Source organism: Cereibacter sediminicola, assembly GCF_007668225.1.
Classification (GTDB): Bacteria; Pseudomonadota; Alphaproteobacteria; order Rhodobacterales; family Rhodobacteraceae; genus Cereibacter_A; species Cereibacter_A azotoformans.
Window position 1 is genome coordinate 24,531 of the sequence record NZ_VDEK01000031.1, and the last position, 19,392, is coordinate 43,922.

The following is a 19,392-nucleotide window of genomic DNA, read 5'->3' on the forward strand; positions in this document are numbered from 1 at the left end:
CGACATGCCCGCATATCTCGCACCCGGCGTCTATGTCGAGGAGATCCCCTCGGGCCTCAAGCCGATCGAGGCGGCCGGCACCTCGACGGCGGGGATGATCGGCATGACCGCGCGCGGGCCGGTCAACACGCCCACGCTGGTGACGAGCCTCGGGGCCTTCTCGCGCGTGTTCGGGGGGCTGCTGGATCCGCTGGTCTTCGGCGCGGGGCGCGACGCGCTGCCCTATGCGGCCGAGGGCTTTTTCGTCAACGGCGGCGCGCGGCTCTTTGTGGTGCGGATCGTGGGGGAGGATGCGCGCGAGGCGGTGCTGGATCTCGAGGCGCGCGATACGGCGGTCGAGGGCGCGCCGGTGCTGGCCGAGGCGGCGGTGGTGGCGGGCGGGGCCGAGGTCACGCGGCTGGTGCTGGCCGATCCCGGCGCGGTGGCGCCCGAGGCGCGCCTGCTGATCCTGGACGGAGAGGCCAGCGAGGTGGTGAGCCTGTCGGACGCCGAGTTCGTGCCGCAGCTTCTGCTGGCAAGCGGGCTGCGCCAGCCCTTTGCGAGCGGCGACAGCGTGACCCTTCAGACGGCGACGGCGGCGGACGGCACGCTGGATGAAGACATGGCCGCCGGGGCGGGCGAGATCACGCTGACCTCGACCGACGGGATCGAGGCGGGCGACACGATCCGGCTCGGCGAGGGGGCGACGGCGGAGCTGGTCGAGGTGGGGGCGCTCGACGAGGACGGGCCGAGGATCACGCTGGCGCGCCCGGCTGCGCGGGCCCGCGCGCGGGGCGAGGCGGTCTTCGTGCTGGAGGATGCGGCCACCCACTCCGCGCTGTCGGCGGATGTGGCGGCCGGCGGATCGGGCGCGCTGCTGGCGATGGATGTCACGGGCTTTTCGGCGGGCGTCGTGGTGAGGATCGCGGGCGGCGAGGGCGAGGAACATGCGATGGTCCGCGGGATCGCGCAGGCGGTGACGCTGGCCGAGCCGCTGGCCAACAGCCATCCGGCGGGCGTGCGTCTGGTGGCGGCGCGGCCGGTGTTGCGGCTTCATGCGCGCTACCCCGGCCTCTGGGGCAACGAACTGCGCGCGACCCTGCTGCCGGCGAACATCGTCTCGACCGTGACGCGGGCGCCGGCCGGCGCGGGCGAGGCGGCGGTGACGCTCGGCAGCGCCTTCGGCCTCTTTCCGGGGTCGTTCGTCACGCTGGCGGACCCGGGCGCGCCTGAAACGGCGCTGCTTTCCCGCGAGGTGGGCGCCGTCGATACCGCGTCGGGCCGCGTGACCTTTACCGAGGCGCACGGGCAGGCGCTGGCGGCGGGGCTTCTGGTGACGAGCCAGGAGTTCACCCTCGTCGTCGAGCGGATCGAGAAGGGCAAGGCCGTCGAAAGCGAGACCTTCGAGCGGCTGGCGATGGCGCCGACCCATCCGCGCCATGTGCTGAAGCTGGTGGGAAGCTGGGACGCGCTCACGGGTACGCCCTCGGTCTCGGGCGGGTCCAACCTCATCCGCATCGAGGATCTGTCGGACGCCGAAACCCGCGGCCTGCCGCTGGTCATGGGGGTTTCGCGCCGGATGGCGGGCGGAACCGACGATGTCGCGGGCGTCACCGAAGCGACCTATGTCGGGCAGGCCGCCGAGGATCCGGCGCGACGCCGCGGCATCTTCGCGATGGAGAACGAGCCGGCGGTCTCGATCGTCGCCGTGCCGGGGCAGACCTCGGTGACGGTGCAGAAGGCGCTGGTCGATCACTGCGAGCACATGCGCTACCGCTTTGCCGTGCTCGACACGCCGATCGGCGCCTCGCTTCAGGGCGCGCGCGAGCATCGGCAGAACTTCGACAGCACGCGCTGCGCGGTCTATTACCCCTCGCTGGAGCGCGCCGACAGTTTCGGGGCGCCGGGGGACCGGCGGATCGTCGCGCCCTCGGGGCATGTGCTGGGGATCTATGCGCGCACCGACACGGCGCGCGGGGTCCACAAGGCGCCGGCCAACGAGGTGGTGCGGGGCGCGCTGGCCTTTGACGTGAAGCTCGACAAGGGCGCGCAGGACATCCTCAACCCGATCAACCTGAACTGCTTCCGCGACTTCCGTTCGGAAAACCGGGGCCTGCGCCTTTACGGCGCGCGGGTCGCCACCTCGGACCCCGAGTTCAAGTATGTCAACGTCCGCCGACTGCTTCTGATGATCGAGCAGTCGCTCGACACCGGGCTGCAATGGGCCGTGTTCGAGCCGAACGACAAGCCGCTCTGGGATACGGTGAAACAGTCGGTGACGGGGTTCCTCACCACCGTCTGGCGGTCGGGCGCGCTGGAGGGGCAGAAGGCCGAGGAGGCCTTCTTCGTCAACATCGGCTACAACGTGACCATGACCCAGGACGACATCGACAACGGCCGGATGATCGTCGAGATCGGGGTCGCGCCGGTGAAGCCCGCCGAGTTCGTCATCGTCAAGATCAGCCAGAAGACCCGCGAAGCCCAGGGCTGAGCGGCCCCCCGGCATGACCTGAAGGAGAAGGCCCCATGCGCAACGATCCCCTCTCGCAGTTCAACTTCATCCTCCAGATCGATGGGCTGGATTCGGCCGGCTTCACCGAGGTGGGCGGGATGAACACCGAAAGCGACATCATCGAATACCGCGAGGGCAACGAGCTGGCGACGATGCGCAAGCTGCCCGGCCTGGTGAAATACGGCAACATCACCCTCAAGCGCGGCCAGACCGTCAACCGCGACCTGTGGGAATGGCGCAAGACGACCCTCGACGGCGCGACGCAGCGCAAGAACTGCTCGATCACGCTGCTGGACGAGGCGCGCCAGCCGGCCGTGCGCTGGAACATCTACGAGGCCTTCGTGAAGAAGCTGGAATGGCCGGCGATGAAATCCTCGGCCAACGAGGCGGCGATCGAGACGGTGGAGCTTGTGTGCGAACGGGTCGAGCTGGCGGAGTGAGCGATGGATGAGCCGCGCACCCCCCGGCCGGACCGCCGCGCCCCGCCCGCCTCCTGCGGAGCGGACCCGTGCGCGGCCTGACCGCCCCCGGCCTCTGGTTCGAGCCCGTAGCCCCGCTGCGCGCCTCGGGGCGGCTCAGCCGGGGCGACGTGGCAGTGTTTCTGGGCTATGCCCGGCGCGGCCCGGCGGGGCGGCCGGTGCGGCTGGGCAGCCTGACGCTGGCGCAGGAGATCTTCGGGCCGCCGCTTGAAGGGGGGCACCTGCAGGCCAGCCTCAAGGGCTTTTTCGAGAACGGCGGCCGCACCGCCTATGTGATCCGCCTGGTGCCGCCGTCGGCGGGCACGGCCTCGGCACGGGTGGGCGGCTGGGTGGCGCGGGCCAGCTTTGGCTGGAGCCTGGTGGACCCGCGCGAGAGGCGGCGCGAGGCGCGCCCCGACGAGGCGACCTGGGTGCAGCTGGTGGAAGAGGTGTTCCGCACCACGGGCCCGCGCAGCCCCGCGCCCGGCGCCTGGGGCAACGCCTGCGACGTGCGGATCGTGCGCACCGCCCGCGCCCGGACCGAGAGCATCCCGGCCGCGCTCGACGATCCGCGCGCGCTCTGGCTGCGGTCGCTTGCGGGGCTCGAGGCGCATTCGGTGGTGGTGCTGGGCCAGACGCGGCAGGGCGCCAGCCGCGAGGTGACGGTCTCGGTCGCGGGCACGGACCCGGCGCGCCAGCGCCTTCTGCTGCCGCAGCGCCTGACCGGGCTGCGCGACGCGCACGGCCGGCCGGTGGAGTTCGCCCCGGACCAGCCGGTTCAGGTGACATCGGTCGAATTCGACATCGAGATCCGGGCCGCGGGCCAGCTGGAGCAGGCGTTCCGCGCGCTGGCGCCCGATCCGCGCCATTCCGCAAGCATCGCGGCGGTGATGGGGTCGGCCGCGCGCTCGGTCGCGCTGCTGCCCGAGGAGGTGGGTGGGGACGACTGGGCCGTTCCGGCCCACTGGCCCGCCGAGGGCAGCTTTCGCCTGACGGGCGGCAGCGACGGGCTGGATGCGGTCTCGGCCGGCGACTGGCTTGCGGGGCTGGCACAGGTGGCCCGGCTGGACGAGGCGGCGCTGATCGCGGCCCCCGATCTGGTGCTGCAGCCGTTGATGCCCGATCCGGCCGAGCCCCTGCCGCCCGAGCCGGCCGATTGCTGCGACCTGAGCCCCCGCGCGCCGGGGATGATCCTGGCGCGGGTGGTGGAAGAGCGCGCGGACGGCGCTGCGCCGCCGCTGGCGGGGGTCGAGGTGGATGTGCTGGGGCCGGGCGGCCGGACGCGGACGGATGCGGAGGGGATCTTTCTCGCCACCGGCATCCCGGTGGGTCTGGCCACGCTGCGGCTGTCGAAGGACGGCTACATCCCGGCCGAAGTGGTGGTGCAGGCCGAGGGCCATGTGCCGGCCGCGCCGGTCACGCTGTCGATGGCGCCGCTGACGCTGCCCCGCGCGCTGGTCGCCGACGAGGTGCTGCGCGTGGTCGCGGCGATGACCGATCCCGCTCTCGTGGGGCCCTACAAGGTGGCGGTGGTCGATCCGCCGCGCCCGGACGCCACGCTCGACGATCTGCGGGCCTGGCGCGCGCGGCTGGGCGAGTCGAACCGGATGGCCTTTGTCGCGCCCTGGCTGCGTCTGCCGCCGGACGGGGCGGGGCCGGGGCCGGGCGGGCTGCCGGTGTGCCCGCCCTCGGGGCATGTCTGCGGCGCCTTTGCGCGCGCGGAACTCTCGGTCGGCATCCACCGCACCGGGGCGAACCTGCCGCTGCGCCATGTCGAGGCGCCGACCCTTGAGATCGACGAGGCGGCGCACGGGCTGATCAATCCCGAAGGCATCAACGCGATCCGCAGCTTTGCGGGCCGGGGCATCCGGCTTTACGGGACCCGCACCCTCTCGGCCGATCCCGAATGGCGCTACCTGACCGCGCGCCGGGTGGTGGATGCGATCGAGAAGACGCTCGAGCGCGGGCTGCACTGGATGGTGTTCGAGCCCAACGACCTGATGACGCGGCACGCGGTGGCGCAGTCGGCGGTGGCGCTGCTCGACCGGCTGTGGCGCGAGGGGGTTCTGGCCGGCTCGGCCCCGGCCGAAGCCTACGGGGTGAAATGCGACATCGAGAACAACCCCGAGGAGGGCCGGGCCACCGGGCAGCTTGTGGTCGATGTGGCCGTCGCGCCGACGGCGCCGCTGGAGTTCATCCTCTTCCGCCTCGGCAACGCGCTGGACGCGCTGAAGGTCACGGAGGCCACGCGATGAGCCGCCCCTGCCTCGGCCCTGCGGCCGTCCCCTCCCGATCCCCGGCCCCGAAGGAGCGCCCGCGATGATCCGGCTTGATCCCCTGCCCAGCTTCAACTTCTACATCGCGCTGATCGAGGATGCGGACAATCCGCTGAAGACGGCGGCGGCGGTGGGGCAGGCCTTCGTGCTGGGCGGCTTTTCCGAGGCCTCGGGCCTCGAGAGCGAGATCCAGATCCAGGAGTACGCGGCCGGGGGCATCAACGACCGGGTGTTCCGCTTTCCCGGCCGCGCGGCCTATCCCAACATCACCCTGTCGCGGGGCGTGGGCTTCTCCGAGGATCTCTACCTCTGGCACGAGGGGTTCCTCAAGGGCGAGGGCAAGCGGCGCAACGGGCTGATCTTTCTCGCCAACGAACGGCGCGTGCCGATCAAGGCCTGGACCTTCGAGAACGGCATCCCCGTCAAATGGTCGGGGCCGGCGCTCAACGCCGCAAGCTCGGCCACGGCGGTCGAAAAGCTCGAGATCGCGCACGAGAAACTGACCCTCACCCTCAGCCCCGGCAAGGCGCTCGGCGCGCTCGCCGGGGCCATCGGCATCTAGGAGGCGGCCATGGATGTTCACATCGGCAGTGTCGAGACTCAGGTGACGGCGACCGACCCGAAACTGCTGGACGATCCGCGCTTCATCGCGCGCATCGTGCGGCTGGTGAAGGAGGAGCTGGCGCGCGACGATCTCGAGAAGGGCCGGCGCGAGCGCGACCGCAGCCCCACCCCGCCGCCGGGGCGCTGAGCCATGCGGCAACTGATGTTCCAGAAGATCGACCTTCAGGGCAATGCCATCGGCGAGCCGATGCTGCTGGATTATGCGCCGGCCGAGCTGTCCTTTTCCAAGGCCGCGCAATTCGCCGAGGTGGCGATACCGGGGCTGGAACAGCCGATCCTGCAGTTCGTGCGGGGCGACGCCGAGACGCTGAACCTGGAGCTGTTCTTCGATTCCACGCAGGACGGGACGGGGCCCGCGGCCACCGCCGTGACCCGCAAGGTCGAGGCCTTTCACAAGCTGGTGCAGATCCAGGGCGACCTGCACGCGCCGCCGCTGGTCAAGCTGTCGTGGGGCGACGACTTTCCGGGCAGCTCGATGGGCGCGACCGAGACGGCGGGCGAGAGCTTCAAGGCCGTGGTCCTGTCGGTCGCCCGCCGCTTCACCCTGTTCAGCCCGGACGGCAAGCCGCTGCGCGCGACGGTGACGCTGGCGCTGAAGCATTACGCGACGGTGGCCGAGCAGGTGGCCGCGATCAACTACCAGTCCGCCGACCACACCCGGCTGCATGTGGTGGCCGAGGGCGAGACCCTGCCGCTGATCGCCTTCGACGCCTATTCCGACGCGGCGCTCTGGCGGGTGATCGCCCGGCACAACAACCTGTCGGACGTGCGCGATCTGGTGCCGGGCGCGCTGCTGGAACTGCCGCCGCTGGTGACGCCATGACGGCGGAGACCTTCCTTTCGGGCCGGGCCTTCCTGACCCCGGCCTTCCGCATCGAGCTTGACGGGCGCAGCGCCGGCCCCGAGGTGATCTCGGACGTTCTGGAGGTGTCCTTCACCGACGATCTGGCCAACATCCCCAGCTTCGAGTTCGTGCTGCACGACTGGGATCCGGTGGCGCTGCGTCCGCGCTATTCAAGCCCGTGGGACGCCAACGGCCAGCCCTTCACCCTGCACGACGGCGGGCCCGAGGTGCCGAACTTCGAGCCGGGCGCGCGGGTCGCGCTCTATCTCGGCTATCTCGAGGACGGGGCGCTGCCCCTGATCATGGAGGGCGAGGTGGTCTCGCTCGCCCCGGTCTTTCCCGCCTCGGGAACGCCGACCTGCCGGGTGCGGGCGCTGAACGCCTTCCTGCGCGGGCTTCAGAAGATCCGGGTGGAGCAGAACGAGAACGGCACGCCCAGGGATGTGGTGGATGCGATCTGCGCCGGGAACGGCGTGAGCGTCCGCTGGGCCACGCTCGAGGCCGAGGGCGAGGCGGAGACGAACGTCGAGGTCGAGGGCACGCTCTATGACGAGATCGCCAGGCGCGCCAAGGGCTACGGTCTGGTCATGACGGTCGTGCCGCCGGACGCGCCGGGCGAGGAGCCGGTGCTGTATCTCGCGCGGCCCAGCCAGTCGAACGACGGGCCGGTGGCCGAGTTCGTCTGGGGGCGCACGCTGATCTCCTTTACCCCGGCCCTGTCGGCGGCCAATCAGGTCTCGGCCGTGGTCTGCCGGGGCGGCGATCCCCACGCCTCGGGATCGGCGCAGAACATCGAGGTGGTGCGGACCTGGGCCGACATCGGCCTCTCGCCCGAGGCGCTGGGGCCCGCGCGCGTGGCCGATCTCGAGACGGCGGTGCGCGGCATCCGCGAGGTCATCAAGCCCGCCGGCGTGCAGACCGTGGCCGACGCCGAGCGCGCGGCGCTGGCGCGGCTGCAGGAGCTGGCGGCCGAGATGATCACCGGCGCGGGCAGCGCCATCGGCCTGCCCGCGCTGCGCGCCGGAAAGACCGTCGCCATGTCGGGCATGGGCGCGCGCTTTGACGGGATCTACCGCCTGACGCAGACGACGCACGCCATCGGCGGCGCGGGCTACACCACCAGCTTCCAGTGCCGAAAGGAGGTGCTCGATGGCTGATCTGCCGACCGCGCTGGTGCTGGGACGGGTCGTAGAGGTGGAAATCTCGGAGCGCGGGCTCTGCGCGCGTGTGCAGCGGCTCGACCGGCCCGAGGGGATCGTGACCGACTGGGTCCAGGTCGCCTCGCCGATGGCCGGGCCCGAGGTGGGGGCGCTCTTCGCCCCCGAGGTGGACGATCTGGCCGTGCTGGCCTTTGCCTCGAAAAGCCCGGTCATCCTGGGCTTCCTGACGGCGGGCGAGGGCGGGGCGGCCACGCAGGAGCTGACCGAGCGCAGCCTCGTCTCGCGCGACCGGAACATGGTCGTGCTGATCGACGGCGACCGCAGCGGCATCACCATCCGCGACCGGCACGAGAACGAGATCCTGATGACCTCGGACGGGATCACCATCCGCAGCAAGGGCGACCTGACGCTCGAGGCCTCGGGCAAGACCGCCATCAAGGGCGCCACGGTGGAGTTGAACTGATGCGACAGCCCGTCCCCCGCGCCAAGGCCCGCGGCACCCGCCCCCCGGCAGGGCCCCACCCGGCCAACGGGTCCGCGGGCCCGCCCGCCCGGTGGGGAGGCGCGCCATGATCGTTGAAACCCCTGATCCCGCGATCTTCTCGGCCGCGGTGCTGGCGGGGGCGCCGGGACTGGCGGTGGTGATGAAGGCGGCCTACGACCTCGTGCCCGACGGGGCCGGGGCGCGGCGGATGGTGCCCTCGGCCGATCCCGCGCGGCGCGCGATCCTGATGGCGGATCAGGGCACCCTGCTGTTCACCGCCACCGATCTGGCGCCGCCCGTCGATCAGGCCGAGGTGCCGGCCGGGGCGCTGCGGCTGGATCCGCGGCCGGGCGAGACCCCTCCGGCCGTGCAGGTGCTGGATGTCGCGGGCCAGACGTTCGAGACCGAGGACATCGCCACCGACCCCGACAAGCGGCTCGAGTTCCGCGTCGCCCGCGAGGCGGATACGGCGCTGGAGAAGGCGCGGGCCGACATCGTGGTGCTGGGGTTCATCGGCGCCTCGCGGCGGGGCGCGGTGACGGTGGACGAGACGCTCTGGCTCGGCCGCGCCACCCCGCCCGCGGACGCGGATGGCGACAGCGCGCGGAACCTCTTCGGCTTCGAGCCCCGCGGCAGCGACGCGCGGCGCGCGCTGGCGGGGGACCTCGCGGCCTTTGCCCCGTTCCACCGTCGCGGCGGCGGGATGTTCGACGACAGTGGCACCGGCGCGGCGCTTCCCGCGGGCGGGCGGGTCGAGATCTTTCAGGACAATGCCACCACCGGCACGCCCTACGCGCTGCGCCTGCCCGACCTCGTGCCGAGGGTGCGGCTGCGGGTCTGGTGCGGCCACGGCCCCGACCGGCCGCCGCGCTGGCGCAAGGTGCCGCTGGGGGTGATGCGGGCGGACACGCTGATCGTCGATCCCGCGGCCCACCGCGCCGAGATCCTGTGGCGGCTTCGCTGGGCCGCCGGGACCGAGCCCCCGGACCGCTATCGCAGCGTCCAGATCCGGGAGGAGGAGTGACATGGGCAAACCCGTCGCGCGCACCGAGGGCACCTGCATGGCCTTCCCCGACATCCTCAACACGCCGACGCCGAGCGGCGCGCTCGTGCCGATCCCCTATCCGAACATCGCCCAGCTGGCCGATGCCCAGGGCGCCTCGGCCGATGTCATGGCCGGCGGCAAGCCCGTGATCCTGGAAGACAGCCGCATCCCCACCTCGTCGGGGGGCGAGGCGGGGACGGGCGGCGGCACCACCTCGGGGACGTTCAACCAGGCCTGCACCTTCACGAGCTGTTCGCGCAGCGTGAAGGCCAACGGCAAGGGCATCGTCCGCCAGCTCGACCGGACGGCGCAGAACAACGACAACGCGCAGGGGGTGGTGCTGGCCGGCCTGCCCTCGGTGCTGGTGGGGGACTGACGATGCGCGCCGTGCCCCGCAACGGATCGAGCCTTGGCCCCCCGCGGCGCCGGAGCGCAGCCCCGCCCGGCGCGCCGGGGGCCCCGCCGAAGGAGGCCGGGCCATGAGCGATGCCTTTCTGGGACAGGGCTGGCGGTTTCCCATCCGCGTCACCGCGCAGGGCGGGCTCGACTGGTCGGCGGGCCCCGAGTCGATCCGCGAGGCGATCTGGATCATCCTCTCCACGCCGCGGCGGTCGCGCATCATGCGCCCCACCTTCGGCTGCGGCATCCACGACCATGTCTTCGCGCCCAACAATCCCGCGACCCGCGCCGCGATCATGGACGAGGTGCGGCAGGCGCTGATCCGATGGGAGCCGCGGATCGACGTCCTCGCCGTCTCGGCCGCCTCGCCGCCCGACACCGCCAACACGCTGCTGCTGTCGGTCGATTACCGGCTGCGCGCCAACAACGCGGCGCAGAACATCGTCTATCCGTTCTATCTTCTGGAAGGCATGGAGTAAGCCGATGCCGCTTCCCTCGCCCCCGCTGGACAGCCGCACCTTCAAGGATCTGCTCGACGAGGCGCGGGCGCGCCTGCCGCGCTACACGCCGGAATGGACGAACTTCAACGACAGCGATCCGGGCATGGCGCTGGTGCAGCTGCACGCCTGGATGACCGAGACGATCCTCTACGAACTGAACCGGGTGCCCGAGCTGAACTACCTCCGGTTCCTCGACCTGCTGGGCATCCGCCCCGAGCCCGCGCGGCCGGCCCGCACCGAGCTGACCTTTACCCTCAAGGACCCGGTGCGGGTGGGCGTGTCGATCCCGCGGCTGACGCGGGTGGGGGTGGAAGACCTCGAGGTGCCCTCGGATCTGGTGTTCGAGACCGACCGCACGCTGGCGGCGCTCGATGCCGCGGTGGGGGCGCTGGTGGTGGCCCGGCCCGCGCCCTCGGGCGGGCACAGCCGCGATCTGGTGACCCGGTTCGAGAAGGGCGTGACGAGCTGGGCCTACAGCTTCGATCCGTTCGGGCGGCAGGAGGGTCCGGTCGCGCTCCATCTCGGGCTGCGGCTGCGGCCGGGGCGCGAGGACAAGTCCGACGACTATTCCGAGGACCGTTTTCCCGCGGGGCCGCTCGATCTTTTTGTCGATGCGGTGGGGGTGGGCGATCCCGGTGCGGGCGACGGCGCGGGGATTGTCGAGGGGCCGATCGGCACCGCCTGCCCGCCGCCCGGCGCGGCCGGGGTGCCTCTCGATCATCTGGTCTGGCACGTCTTCACCGGGACGGGCGACGAACCGGACCCGTTCTCGGACCCGGAGGCCAGCGCGGGCTGGACCCGGCTGGCCCTGACCGAGGATGGCACCGCGGCGCTGTCGGGCTCGGGGCATCTGGTGTTCGAGATGCCCGCCGCCGTCACGCCGCTCGATCCGATGAAGCTCTCGGCCGGGTTCTGGAGCAGCTTCGGCGCCGTCCGCCCGCCGCGCGACCGGGGCGATCTGGTCGAGCAGCTGCGCGAGGGGCCGCTCGAGATCCTCGAGGGGCTGGCCGACCACTGGACGAAGATGGGCGCGACCGAGGCCGAGCTGGACGAGGTGGCGGCCTGCGGCGAAGATCCGGGCGCGGTGGCCGACCTGATCGAGGAGGCCGGGCCGGGTGGCTTCGCGCTCGATCCCTCGCGGCTGACGCTGGCCGACTGGATCAAGGTGAACGAAGGCTATCGCGCGGCCCTTCCGCGCAACGACCGGGGCTACCTGCCGCTCTACTGGCTGAGGGCGCTCCTGCGCCCGCCGGGCGAGGCCGCGCCCCCGGTGGCCTTGCGCGGCTTTCACCTGAACACGGTGCCCGCGACGCAGGCGGCGACGCGGCTCGACGACCGGCTGGGCCGCTCGAACGGCCGCCCCGCGCAGGAGTTCCGCCTGCCGAAGGGGCCGGTGCTGATCGACCCGGCGAGCGGGGCGCCGGACCTCGACCTCGAGATCGCCGAGCAGGGGCAGGCGCCGGGGTGGCAGCGGGTGGAGGATTTCCACCTCTCGGGGCCTGAGTCGCCGCACTATCTGCTCGATCCCGCGACGGGGACGATCCGGCTGGGCGACGGGCGGCGCGGGCGCATCCCCGTGGCGGGGGCGGCCGTGACGGCGGTGCGCTACCGGGTGGGCGGGGGCCGCGCGGGCAATGCGGGCGCCGGGCTGGTCACGAAGCTCAAGGGTGGGCTGCGCGACGTGAAGGGCGTGACGAACCTGCGCGCGGCCCACGACGGATCGGACGCCGAGCCGCTGGACGAGGTGAAGCTGCGCGCGCCCCATGATCTGCGGATGCGCGACCGCGCGGTGAGCGCGGCCGATTTTGCCGATCTGGCCATGCGCACTCCCGGCGTCGCGCTGCACAGCGCCCACGCCCTGCCGCGCCGGGCGGTCGGCGCGGCGGGTCTGGTCGAGAAGGACGGGGCGGTGACGCTGGTTGTCGTGCCGCGGCTGGCGCAGGCGATGCCGCAGCCGAGCGAGGACCAGAAGCGCGCCATCTGCCGCTGGCTGGAGCCGCGCCGGCTGATCACGACCGAGCTGCACATCTCCGGCCCGGACTATGTGCGCGTCGCGCGCCTGTCGGCGCGGCTGACGGTCGCGCGCGACCGTGATCTGGCGCAGGTGACCGAGGCGGTGGCGGCGGCGCTGGTCGGGTTCTTCAGCCCCTTTACGGGGGGCGAGGCGGGCACCGGCTGGACCTTCGGGGCCGACATTGCGCTGGGGGATCTCTATGCGCGGATGCTGGGGGTGGCCGGCGTGCGGCGCGCCTCGCATCTGGCGATCGCGCTTGAGGGGCAGCCCGCGCCTTCGGGCGACGTCGTGCCCGTCCCCGAGGGCCATCTGCCGTCCCTCGGCCGCGATGCGGTGGATCTGGTGGCCGCCCATGACTGATGTTGGCCCCCCGGCGTCGCCGCGCGTCCAGGACACCGCGCCGCCGTTCCTGCGGCTGTCGGCGCGGCTGGGCTGGCCTCTCGGCCCGCCCGAGAGCCGGCCGGGCATTCCCCACGCCGACCGCCCGCTGGCGCTGGCCATCGCCGGACGCAGCGCGATCCCGCTGGCCGAGCCTTTCGGCACCTTCGGGGGGCGGACGCTGCCGAAGGGCCTCGCGATCTCGAGCGACGGGCGGATGTATCTGGCCGATCCGGTGCGCCGCGTGATCCTGACGGCGCAGGCCGGGGCCGACCCGGCCGAGGTCGGGCCCTTCGAGCCGCTCTGGCCCGCGCGGCCGCTGCCCGCGCCGTCGCCCTGCGATCCGGCCGAGGAGGGCCCGCCGCGTGATCCGTTCGCGCTGGTCGAGCCGGTGGACGTGGCGCTTGCCCCGTCGGGCGACCTTGCGATCCTCGACCGCGGCGCGCGGCGGCTTCTGGTGCTGGCCCTGCCGCTTGCGGCGCTGCGCCATGCGGCCGTGCTGGAGGGGGGCCGCCCCGAGGCCATCGCCTATGACGCGGCCGGCCGGCTCTATGTGGCGCTGACGGATCCGGGACACCTGCGCCGCCATGACGGCGCGCTGCGGGAGGATCCGACCTTTCCGCGCATCCCGCTGCGCAAGCCCACCGCGCTGGCGGCCGCGCGCGCGCCTTCAGGCGGCGGATGCGCGGGCGACGGCTGCGCCGCGATCCCGCCGCCGCCCGCCGTCATCCACGCCATCGACGGCGGCCGCATGGTCTCGTACGACGCGCGGGGACGGGGCGTGACGGTCGCCGAGGATGCGCTCGATCTGGCGCTGCCGCCGCTTCGGCGGACGGCCGAGGGTCTGGCCTGGGCCGATCCGGGGTGGCCGGGGCACGCGCCGATCCTGTTCCGGGGCCTTGCGCCCGACGCCACGGGGCGGCACGGGCCGAGCCGGCGGCCGCTGATCGCCCTGCCGCGGCGGATCGAGGTGCCGCGCGCGGGCGGCTTCACGACGCTGGCGCTCGACAGCGGGCGCACCGGCTTTGCCTGGGACCGCATCACCTTCGACCTCGATCTGCCGGTGAACACGCGGCTCGTCTTCGCGACGCTGACGGCGGATGCGGCGATCCCCTTCGATCGGCTGGCGCTGGTGCCCGAGGACCGCTGGTCACGCCCGCTGGTCCTCGGGCGCGGCGCCCTGCCCGAGGGGCTGGTCCAGAGCGGCCCCGGACGCTTCCTGTGGCTGAGGGTCGAGCTGTCGGGCGACGGCCGCGCCTCGCCCCTTGTCCGGGTCATCGACATCCACGGGCCGCGGCGCAGCTCGTTGCGCCACCTGCCCGCGCCCTTCCACGAAGACCCCGAAAGCGCGCGGTTCCTCGATCGGTTCCTGGGCTATTTCGACACGGTCTTCGCCGAGATCGCCGCCCGTCATCGCAGCATGGAGGAGATCCTCGACCCGCGGGTGGTGCCGGAGGGCTTCCTGTCCTGGCTCGGCGCCTGGTTCGACCTGGAGTTCCTGGCCTCCTGGCCCGAGGCGACCCGGCGCGCGATGATCGCGCAGGCGATCGGGCATTTCCGCCAGCGCGGCACGATCGCGGGCCTCAAGCGCATCCTGCAATGGCACACGGGGCTGGCCGAGCCCCTGCCGCAGGTGATCGAGCATTTCCGCCTGCCGCCGGTGGCCCAGCATCTCGGCCAGCCGGACGGGCCGACGATCGGCGGCGCGCCCCTTGATCCGGCCGCGCCCGCGCACCGCTTCACCATCGTCCTGCCCGCCCATCTTGCGGCCACGCCCGAGGATCTGGCGACGATCGAGCGCCTCGTGGCGGCCTCGGTTCCCGCCCATGCGCGTTTCGCGCTGCGGCTGTTCGAGCCGGGAGTTGCGATCGGCAGCCGGTCCACGTTGGGGGTGGACATGATCCTTGGCCCGACCGGGTTGCCGCTGGGGGCCGGCCGGCTGGGGGCCAGCCTCACCACCGCGCCGCGGCGGCCCGCGGACGCGCTGCACCTTCCGCATCTCTTGAGCGCCGACCCCGGCGAAGGAGCCCTCCCATGCTAGATGCCAGCAAGAAATCCTGCCTGCCCTGCGGCCTGCATCAACCGATCCGCACCAACTACTACGACGGCAAGCCGCTCTTCGCCCGCGACTTCATCACCGAGCAGGACTACCACCGCGGCCATCGCCAGATGCACAACGCGCTGCTGCACGGGGCCGGAACGGTCTGCGGGCTGAAGCTGGTCCAGCACCCGTCCGAGACCTGCCGGCGCGACTTTGTCGTGGTCGAGCCGGGGCTGGCGCTGGACTGCTGCGGGCAGGAGATCGTGGTGCCGAAGCGGGGGCTGGTGCGGATCGCGGATCTGCTGCGGGCGGACCTTGCCCTGCAGGAGCAGCTCGACGGCAGCGCGCATCTCTTCATCGCCATCGAGCGGCAGGACTGCGGCGAGGAGAAGGCCCCGGTCATCCTGCCCGGCTGCGAGGGCGAGGGCGCCTTCGCCCATGTGGCCGAGGGCTACCGTTTCGTCCTTTATGCCGGGCGCCCCGAGGATCTGGCCCGGCACGAGCCGGTCGAGGCGCCCCGGCTCGATTGGGTTCACAGCTTTTCCTTCGCCGGGGCGGTGCCTCGGGCCGTGCATGTGAACGAGGGCGAGTCGCTGGTGCAGCTGGGCGTTCAGGACGCGCTCGGGGCGCGGCTTCTGGCCCATGACGGCAACACCCACGACCTCGAGGCGCTGATCGGCGGCTCGGCCAGCATCTCGGACACCGCCTCGGCGCGCGAGGCGCGGCTTTTGTTCGTCGCCGGTGGCGGCTTTGACGGCGGGGCCGCGAACGGCGTGGGGATCTGGCGGGCCGGGGCGCTGGGAACGCCGGTCGAGCCCGTGCGCGTGATCCCGACCGCGGGGGCGGCGGCGCGGCTGGCGGTGTCGCCCACCTCGGGGACGCTCTATGTGCTGGACGTGAACGGCGCGGACAGCCGCCTCGTCTCCTACAGCCGCGAGGTGATCGAGGCCTATCTCGAGACCGGCGAGACGGGGCCTCTGGACGGGCAGCCGAGCCTCGCCTTCGGGCATGGGTTCGGCGGGCCGGAGGATGCGGCCGCCCGCGGCGCCTCGATGATCGAGATCACGCGCGACGGGCGCTTCCTCGCCATCGCCACGCCCGAGGGCGGTGCGGCCGGTCAGCTTTACCTGATCGACACCGCGCTTTTCCGTCAGGGCGCGCTGACGCCCGAGGCGGCGCAAGCCAGCGGCTACGCCCCCGCGCCGGGCGCCCGGCTGGTCCTGCTGAACTGGAGCTTTGACGACGGCTTTCTCTACACCGCCTCGCAGGAGGAGGAGGAGACCTTCCTGCTCGAGCGGTACCGGCTGATCGACGCCGGGGCGAGTGTGCAGAAAAGCGGGCGCGGCGTGCGGATGGCGGGCCGGGCCCTCGACATGGCCCTCGCGCCGACCGAGATGCGGGCCTACCTGCTCTTGGCCGATGCCGAGGGCGTGACGCGTCTCACCACCGTTCCGCTCGATCCGGTGAAGTCGCAGGATGCGGGCGATCCGCCGACGCTGGGCCTGTCGCCCGACGCGTTCCGCATCGAGGGGATCGGCCTCAACCTTGCGATGAACGCGAACGGCACGCGCATCTACGCCGCGGCCGCCGACCAGCCCGAGACCCTGCCCGAGCGCGGGGTGGTGGCCGTGATCGACATCGCCGAGGAGGATTGCGGGGCGCATTTCCTTCAGGCGCTGGAGGGCTGCCGCTTTTGTGGCGAGGGCGCCCACCGGGTCGTGCTGGGGCATGTCGCGGGCTACCGCTGGCCGGGGCCGGACGCGGACCTGCCGGTGATCCACGACCGGGCCGAGGCGCGTGAGGGCGAGCTGTTCCTCGACAACCTGACCCACCGGCCGCTCGTGCCCTCGGCGGCGACGCTGCGGCAGGTGATCGACTGCATCCTGGAACAGGGTGTCGCCGAAGGCCCGCCGGGGCCCCGCGGCGATCCCGGCGCGCCCGGCAGCAAGGGCCCCCGGGGCGAACCGGGCGAAAGGGGAGAGGCCGGCCCCAAAGGCGACACGGGCGACCGGGGCGAGCGGGGGCCCCGCGGCCAGGATGGCCGGGACGGCGCGGACGGGGCGGGGCTTCTGCCCGGCATTCCCATCGTCGCGCTGAGCTGGAGGCACGCCGAGCCCTTCCCCGGCGGGCTGGGCGGCCTGAGCGAGCAGGTGAAGGGGCCGGGGCTCGCCATCGCCTTCAAGGGCAAGGTGCTGTGGCCCGCCTTCACGGGCCAGACGAAGGCCGGGCCCTCGGTTGTGGCGGAACTCGAGATCCCGGTGGAGGACGATCACGGCCTCATCCACTGGGCGCGGCCGCGCATGATCGCCCATCCGATCGAGAACCTGCAGATCGCGGGCGACCTGCTCGAGGGCTGGGATGTGCTCGACGAGGCCGAGGAGGCCGAGGGCTTCTGCCTGCGGGCCGATGACAACACGCACTTCGACCTGCGCCTTGATGAGCGGCTGCCCTTCCGCGTCGTCTTTCACGCCGATTTCGTGACGGACCCCGACGGCATCGCCGTCTCGGGCGCCTTCATCGGCGGGCGCCTGCCCACCGGCGCCGCGGGCGGGGGAGGCACGTTCCGAAGCTGGTTCCATGTCAGGGAGGAGAGGTAGCACCGTGGAGCGCAAGGCGCAGGCGCTGGCCGAGGCGAAGAACGGGGTCGTGACGCCGCTCTACTTCGACCGGCAGGTGATACGGGCCGAGGATCTGACGCTGGACCGCCGGTCGCACGACCGGGAACTGGCGCGGATGCGGCGGCTTCTGCACGGCTGGGGCGTGGTGGCGGGCCTCATCCCGGTGATCGGCCGGGACGACAGCCTGACCCTGTCCGCCGGCTATGGCATCACCCGGACGGGCGACGAGATCTACCTGACCGAGGCGCTGACGGTGCCCGACATCACCGGCCGGGTCTGGGGCTGCTGCGGGCCGGGGCCCCTGTCCTGCGAGGTGGTCGATCCCGACGAGCGTCGCAGGCGGGCGGGCGCGGCCGATCTGGAGACGGTGACCGCGTGGCTGGTGGCCCGCCCGGCCGAGGAGGAGGGCAGCCTGCGGCCCGGCGTGGCGGACGGCTGCGGCCATCCGGCGAACCGGCTGCGGCCCAGCCGGGCCTGCGACGTGGTCTCGATCGAGCTGCTGTGCGCGCTTCCGCCCTCGTTCGCGGTGCCGTCGGCGGCCTGCGACGCGCTGGCGCCCTTCTTCTGCGCGGCTCCGCCCGAGATGCTGCCGATGCCGGCCGAACCGCCGCCCGAGGACAACCTGCTGGTGCTGGGGCGCATCCTCGCCGGGGCCGAGGGCTCCCGCTTCCAGCCGCAGGACCGCCGCGCCGTGCTGCCGCTGTCGGTGGTTCAGGACTGGTTGCAGGCCTGCATCTGCCCGCTGACAGGGCCGCGCCCCGCCGAGCCGCCCGCCGAGCCGGGCGAGGTGGTGGTCGAGCCGCCCGACCGCAGGCCGCCGGTGTTCGACCGCCCGTTCGACGACTTCCGCGGCGTGCTGGTGGCCAACGGCTTCCGTCTGGCCGAGGTGCTGCCGCCCGAACGGCTGCGCATCCCGGACCTCGTGACCGATGTCTCGATCCGCGACAAGCTCGCGGCGGAAGGCATCGCCACGCCCGCGGCCTTCCTCGAGGCCGACGAGGCACAGCTGGCCGCCACGCTCGGCCGGTCCGTCACGCAGATCACCGAGATGAAGGCCGAGTTGGCCGATCTGGCCGTCTTCGCCCGCGGTCCGGGGTTCTGAGCCATGCGCCCGCGCCGCATCATCCCTCGCAGGCCCGGCGCATGGCGGCGAAGGGGCTGGCCATGACGGGGGCGGACCGCCTCGTCCTCGGGCGCGTCGCGACCCGCTGCACCGCCGTCGCCGGTCCGGCGGTGGCCGTGGCCACGGGCGCGCGGCTCGATCGGGCCGTGCGCGAGGATCTTCCGGCGGCGCTCGCGCGCGCGGCGGCGCCCGTGATCTCGGCGCAGGAGGGCGTGGTGCGGCTGCGGCGCCTGCGCGTCCGGCTCGATCTCGGCGACGGGCTCGATGAGGCGGCCTTTGCCCGACTGCTGGCCGAGCGGATCGTGGGTGCGCTGAAGGCGGCGCTGGCGGGCGGCGCGCGCGAGGTGCGGCACTGGCCGGACCATGCCAGCCACATGGCGGCCTACATTCTCTTCCGCGCGGGCCTCGGGCGGGGCGAGGGCTGGGCCTTTCCCGATTTCGCGGCGCTGGAGCATCTTCCGGCCGAACGCGCCGCGGCCGAGCTGATCCTCGCCCGTCCCGAGGTGCTGGCCCGGTTGGCGGTGGCCCCGGCCGCGCGCGGCGATCCCGCCGATCCCGTGGCGCGCTGGCCGGTGGAGGCGCAGGCCGCCCTTGCGCGCGCGCTTCTGCTGCAGGCGGCGGCCGAAGCCCCGCCGCTGGAGGCTGCCCTGCGGCTCTTGCAGGAGGCGGGCCTGCCGCCGCCCGCCCGCCGCTCCGCCGCCCTGATCGCGGCCGAGGCGCTGCGCGTGACCCTGCGCCTGCTGGCTCGGGGCGGGCGCGAACCAGCCCCGCAGGCGCTGCTTCTGGCGGTGGCGGCGGTGCTGACCTTGCAGGAGCGCGCCGCGCGCCCCGCGGGCGAGGCGCGGGCCGAGGCGCCCACCGGCCCGGACGCCGAGGCGGCGGCACTGGCGGCGGCCGTGGCCTGCGCGGCGGCCGGGCCGACGACGCGGCGCCTGCT

15 protein-coding genes and 1 pseudogene are annotated in these 19,392 nt (G+C 73.1%); all 16 read left to right on the forward strand.

Annotated features, from left to right (window positions below):
- The first annotated feature begins 4 nt into the window (after positions 1 to 4).
- Positions 5 to 2,470: a phage tail sheath family protein gene (locus tag FG154_RS16545; RefSeq protein WP_145110295.1), complete on the forward strand. Its 2,466-nt coding sequence runs from the start codon at positions 5 to 7 to the stop codon at positions 2,468 to 2,470.
- A gap of 35 nt (positions 2,471 to 2,505) precedes the next feature.
- Positions 2,506 to 2,931, forward strand: a complete 426-nt coding sequence (locus FG154_RS16550) for a phage tail protein (protein WP_011911199.1) — start codon at positions 2,506 to 2,508, stop codon at positions 2,929 to 2,931.
- 68 nt (positions 2,932 to 2,999) lie between these two features.
- Positions 3,000 to 5,204 (forward strand): phage tail sheath C-terminal domain-containing protein, encoded by a 2,205-nt coding sequence (locus FG154_RS16555; protein WP_145110298.1) that lies wholly within the window; start codon positions 3,000 to 3,002, stop codon positions 5,202 to 5,204.
- A 64-nt stretch (positions 5,205 to 5,268) separates the two neighbouring features.
- Complete coding sequence (locus FG154_RS16560) at positions 5,269 to 5,787, forward strand: phage tail protein (RefSeq protein WP_011911201.1); 519 nt, start codon at positions 5,269 to 5,271, stop codon at positions 5,785 to 5,787.
- 9 nt (positions 5,788 to 5,796) lie between these two features.
- A complete protein-coding gene (locus FG154_RS16565) occupies positions 5,797 to 5,976 on the forward strand; it encodes a hypothetical protein (RefSeq protein ID WP_044249875.1) in 180 nt (59 codons plus the stop codon).
- Positions 5,977 to 5,979: 3 nt separating this feature from the next.
- Entirely contained in the window at positions 5,980 to 6,672 is a 693-nt protein-coding gene (locus FG154_RS16570; RefSeq protein ID WP_145110300.1) for a CIS tube protein, read from the forward strand.
- Positions 6,669 to 7,850 (forward strand): phage late control D family protein, encoded by a 1,182-nt coding sequence (locus FG154_RS16575; protein WP_145110303.1) that lies wholly within the window; start codon positions 6,669 to 6,671, stop codon positions 7,848 to 7,850. The genes FG154_RS16570 and FG154_RS16575 overlap by 4 nt, the downstream gene beginning before the upstream one ends.
- The gene (locus FG154_RS16580; protein ID WP_011911204.1) at positions 7,843 to 8,316 is read left to right on the forward strand and encodes a phage baseplate assembly protein V; all 474 of its coding nucleotides are present in this window, start codon (positions 7,843 to 7,845) and stop codon (positions 8,314 to 8,316) included. Before FG154_RS16575 ends, FG154_RS16580 begins: the two co-directional genes overlap by 8 nt.
- Before the next feature lie 106 nt (positions 8,317 to 8,422).
- Positions 8,423 to 9,361 (forward strand): hypothetical protein, encoded by a 939-nt coding sequence (locus tag FG154_RS16585; RefSeq protein WP_145110306.1) that lies wholly within the window; start codon positions 8,423 to 8,425, stop codon positions 9,359 to 9,361.
- 1 nt (position 9,362) lies between these two features.
- Positions 9,363 to 9,758, forward strand: a complete 396-nt coding sequence (locus FG154_RS16590; protein WP_011911206.1) for a PAAR-like domain-containing protein — start codon at positions 9,363 to 9,365, stop codon at positions 9,756 to 9,758.
- A 103-nt stretch (positions 9,759 to 9,861) separates the two neighbouring features.
- Complete coding sequence (locus FG154_RS16595) at positions 9,862 to 10,260, forward strand: GPW/gp25 family protein (RefSeq protein WP_011911207.1); 399 nt, start codon at positions 9,862 to 9,864, stop codon at positions 10,258 to 10,260.
- 4 nt (positions 10,261 to 10,264) lie between these two features.
- Positions 10,265 to 12,655, forward strand: a complete 2,391-nt coding sequence (locus FG154_RS16600; RefSeq protein ID WP_145110309.1) for a putative baseplate assembly protein — start codon at positions 10,265 to 10,267, stop codon at positions 12,653 to 12,655.
- On the forward strand, positions 12,648 to 14,714 hold the full coding sequence (locus tag FG154_RS16605) for a phage tail protein (protein ID WP_246100359.1): 2,067 nt from the start codon (positions 12,648 to 12,650) through the stop codon (positions 14,712 to 14,714). Before FG154_RS16600 ends, FG154_RS16605 begins: the two co-directional genes overlap by 8 nt.
- Positions 14,708 to 17,311 carry a collagen-like triple helix repeat-containing protein gene (locus FG154_RS21745; RefSeq protein WP_145110316.1) on the forward strand — a complete coding sequence of 868 codons (2,604 nt, stop codon included), beginning with the start codon at positions 14,708 to 14,710 and terminating at the stop codon, positions 17,309 to 17,311. Before FG154_RS16605 ends, FG154_RS21745 begins: the two co-directional genes overlap by 7 nt.
- A gap of 4 nt (positions 17,312 to 17,315) precedes the next feature.
- A complete protein-coding gene (locus FG154_RS16615) occupies positions 17,316 to 18,434 on the forward strand; it encodes a hypothetical protein (protein WP_145110319.1) in 1,119 nt (372 codons plus the stop codon).
- 41 nt (positions 18,435 to 18,475) lie between these two features.
- A pseudogene (locus FG154_RS16620) lies at positions 18,476 to 19,392 on the forward strand (hypothetical protein); the annotation flags it as partial.

Excerpts from the sequence above, each read along its gene's own strand:
- FG154_RS16600 (WP_145110309.1), top strand. The coding sequence starts at position 10,265 with ATGCCGCTTCCCTCGCCCCCGCTGGACAGCCGCACCTTCAAGGATCTG.
- FG154_RS16560 (WP_011911201.1), top strand. The coding sequence starts at position 5,269 with ATGATCCGGCTTGATCCCCTGCCCAGCTTCAACTTCTACATCGCGCTG.
- FG154_RS16605 (WP_246100359.1), top strand. The coding sequence starts at position 12,648 with ATGACTGATGTTGGCCCCCCGGCGTCGCCGCGCGTCCAGGACACCGCG.
- FG154_RS16595 (WP_011911207.1), top strand. The coding sequence starts at position 9,862 with ATGAGCGATGCCTTTCTGGGACAGGGCTGGCGGTTTCCCATCCGCGTC.
- FG154_RS16565 (WP_044249875.1), top strand. The coding sequence starts at position 5,797 with ATGGATGTTCACATCGGCAGTGTCGAGACTCAGGTGACGGCGACCGAC.
- FG154_RS16550 (WP_011911199.1), top strand. The coding sequence starts at position 2,506 with ATGCGCAACGATCCCCTCTCGCAGTTCAACTTCATCCTCCAGATCGAT.
- FG154_RS16570 (WP_145110300.1), top strand. The coding sequence starts at position 5,980 with ATGCGGCAACTGATGTTCCAGAAGATCGACCTTCAGGGCAATGCCATC.
- FG154_RS16585 (WP_145110306.1), top strand. The coding sequence starts at position 8,423 with ATGATCGTTGAAACCCCTGATCCCGCGATCTTCTCGGCCGCGGTGCTG.
- FG154_RS16590 (WP_011911206.1), top strand. The coding sequence starts at position 9,363 with ATGGGCAAACCCGTCGCGCGCACCGAGGGCACCTGCATGGCCTTCCCC.
- FG154_RS21745 (WP_145110316.1), top strand. The coding sequence starts at position 14,708 with ATGCTAGATGCCAGCAAGAAATCCTGCCTGCCCTGCGGCCTGCATCAA.
- FG154_RS16575 (WP_145110303.1), top strand. The coding sequence starts at position 6,669 with ATGACGGCGGAGACCTTCCTTTCGGGCCGGGCCTTCCTGACCCCGGCC.
- FG154_RS16545 (WP_145110295.1), top strand. The coding sequence starts at position 5 with ATGCCCGCATATCTCGCACCCGGCGTCTATGTCGAGGAGATCCCCTCG.
- FG154_RS16580 (WP_011911204.1), top strand. The coding sequence starts at position 7,843 with ATGGCTGATCTGCCGACCGCGCTGGTGCTGGGACGGGTCGTAGAGGTG.